The organism is Ferruginibacter sp., assembly GCF_031430955.1.
GTDB lineage: Bacteria > Bacteroidota > Bacteroidia > Chitinophagales > Chitinophagaceae > Ferruginibacter.
The window spans coordinates 1-2,301 of the sequence record NZ_JANPCM010000501.1; the positions used below are offsets into that span (position 1 = coordinate 1).

General features: G+C 35.1%; 4 protein-coding genes. All 4 read left to right on the forward strand.

The genetic code is table 11. The annotated features are described in order from the left end of the window. A partial coding sequence (locus ACY65O_RS13915; protein WP_462221462.1) for a hypothetical protein occupies nucleotides 1–380 on the forward strand: 380 nt, incomplete at its 5' end. Nucleotides 381–384: 4 nt separating this feature from the next. Continuing rightward, nucleotides 385–1,275 carry a TIGR01777 family oxidoreductase gene (locus ACY65O_RS13920; protein ID WP_462221463.1) on the forward strand — a complete coding sequence of 297 codons (891 nt, stop codon included), beginning with the start codon at nucleotides 385–387 and terminating at the stop codon, nucleotides 1,273–1,275. Nucleotides 1,276–1,327: 52 nt separating this feature from the next. Next, entirely contained in the window at nucleotides 1,328–1,729 is a 402-nt protein-coding gene (locus tag ACY65O_RS13925; RefSeq protein ID WP_462221464.1) for a thiol-disulfide oxidoreductase DCC family protein, read from the forward strand. Nucleotides 1,730–1,733: 4 nt separating this feature from the next. Beyond that, nucleotides 1,734–2,099: a CoA-binding protein gene (locus tag ACY65O_RS13930; RefSeq protein ID WP_462221465.1), complete on the forward strand. Its 366-nt coding sequence runs from the start codon at nucleotides 1,734–1,736 to the stop codon at nucleotides 2,097–2,099. Nucleotides 2,100–2,301: the final 202 nt, after the last annotated feature.

Consider the following 2,301-nt stretch of genomic DNA (forward strand, 5'->3'; position numbering starts at 1 on the left):
CTTTTACATTAAGCCGCTATGCTATATTGGTGCAGCATCTTATAAAAATAAAATATAACTGGCAATTTGAATTATTTATGGTTTTAGGTATGTTGTTTTTTCAATACCCGTTTATCTATAAAAATACCTGGAAACTAAAATTGGAGTATTACTTTAATATGCTCCTCGTTTCATTAATGGGAGCAGTATTACTCTGGCCATTACTTATCGTTAATTACTTTGATGCCTGTGTTGATCCTGTTAATATTATTTATTTTTTTGCTGTTGTTTGGGTTATGTTTTGGGAACATAAAAGAATAGTAGTAAAACTTTCGCTGCCCGTTTTTATTTCGTACACATGGCTTTTGTATCGTTTTATAATTTTAATTTTTATATTGTAAGATCATGCTTAAAAAAATCATCATCGCCGGGGGCACAGGTTTTACAGGAAAATATTTTACCCAAAAATTTATTGCATCAGGTTACGAAGTAATTATTATCTCCAGGCAACCCAATCATATTAACTGGAATAACTCAACCGCAATTATTGCAGCACTGGAAAATGCAGCAATGCTGATAAACCTTGCCGGCAAATCGGTTGATTGCCGTTACAACGAAAAAAATAAAAAAGAAATTTTTGATTCAAGAATTAACACTACCAAAATATTGGGCGAAGCAATATTGCAATGCAAAAATCCGCCACCGCTATGGATAAACTCCAGCACCGCCACCATTTACCGCCATGCACATGACAGGCCAATGACGGAAAGTGCAGGAGAAATTGGCACCGGCTTTTCAGTTAATGTCGCTACCAATTGGGAAAAATCTTTTTTCGATTTTAAATTAAAAAATACCCGGCAGGTTGCTTTACGCATGGCCATTGTTTTGGGCAAAGATGGCGGAGTGGTGCAACCCATAAAAAATTTAGTGCGTTTTGGTTTAGGAGGCAAACAGGGCAGCGGTAACCAAATGTTTAGCTGGATACATATTGAAGATTTATACAGCCTAATTATTTTTCTGCAACAGCATAAGGAGTTGCAGGGAGTTTTCAATACTTCGGCACCCAACCCGGTAACTAATAAAACATTAATGCAGGTATTCAGAAATAATATGAAAATGCTACTCGGTTTACCCACACCAAAATGGCTTTTAAAAATTGGCGCTGTATTTATTAAAACCGAAACGGAGCTGGTTTTAAAAAGCCGCTGGGTTATTCCTGAAAGTTTATTGCAGGCTGGTTTTGTTTTTAAATTTAAAACCATTGACGAAGCACTTAAAAATATTTTAACGGATTAGTAAAATATCAATATCAGCCAATAGAAAAATCAATCTTAACTTTGCAATATAGATGAAAGAACACCCGCTAATATTATTTGATGGCATTTGTAATTTTTGTAACAGTGCGGTAAATTTTGTAATAAAAAAAGATAAGGAGGCTGTTATACATTTTGCACCATTGCAATCACCCAAAGGCAGGCTTTATTTAAAACAATATAATTACCCGGTAAATAATTTAAACTCTTTTGTATTTATTGAGGATAACAAAGTATATACAAAATCTACAGCGGCATTAAAAGTGTGCAGGCATTTAAAAGGGGGGTGGCCTTTGTGTTATGGTTTTATTATTGTACCTAAATTCATCAGGGATGGCATATACAGCTGGGTAGCAAAAAACAGGTATAAATGGTTTGGCGTGCGGCAGGAGTGTATGATGCCAACACCCGAAGTAAGATCAAGATTTGTAGGTTAATATTATGGCAGCAAAAAAAACATTGGTATTGGGTGCATCTGTTGATCCGGCACGTTACAGCAACCTTGCGGTAAAAAAATTAACGGCATATAATCACCCTGCAGTTGCATTGGGTAAAAAAACAGGCAACATTGGCAATACCATAATTGAAACTGAAAAAAAGGATTTTGATAATATTGATACGGTTACACTGTATCTAAATCCGCTGCACCAAAAAGAATATTACGATTATATATTTTCTCTCCACCCTAAACGCATCATATTTAACCCCGGTGCCGAAAATGAAGAGCTTGCGGATATGGCAAAAGAAAAAGGCATTATTGCACAGGAAGCCTGCACTTTGGTTTTATTAAGCACCAATCAATATTAAGTTTCTACAAGCCTTGTAGTAATTTGTCCCAAAAAGCTTTATTAGCATGCTGTTTTAAAATAAAATAAATAGCAACCCGTTCAGGTAATATGTGACTTGTTTATTCGATCACATAAAAAATCCTGACTATGAAACACCCTACACTTTTTATCATTATCGTACTGGTTACTTTTTTTTCTGCAACAGCCTTTTCTCAAAATAC

What these genes read in the sequence shown, in the direction of transcription:
- ACY65O_RS13920 (WP_462221463.1), top strand. Translation starts at nt 385, where the DNA reads ATGCTTAAAAAAATCATCATCGCCGGGGGCACAGGTTTTACAGGAAAA.
- ACY65O_RS13925 (WP_462221464.1), top strand. Translation starts at nt 1,328, where the DNA reads ATGAAAGAACACCCGCTAATATTATTTGATGGCATTTGTAATTTTTGT.
- ACY65O_RS13930 (WP_462221465.1), top strand. Translation starts at nt 1,734, where the DNA reads ATGGCAGCAAAAAAAACATTGGTATTGGGTGCATCTGTTGATCCGGCA.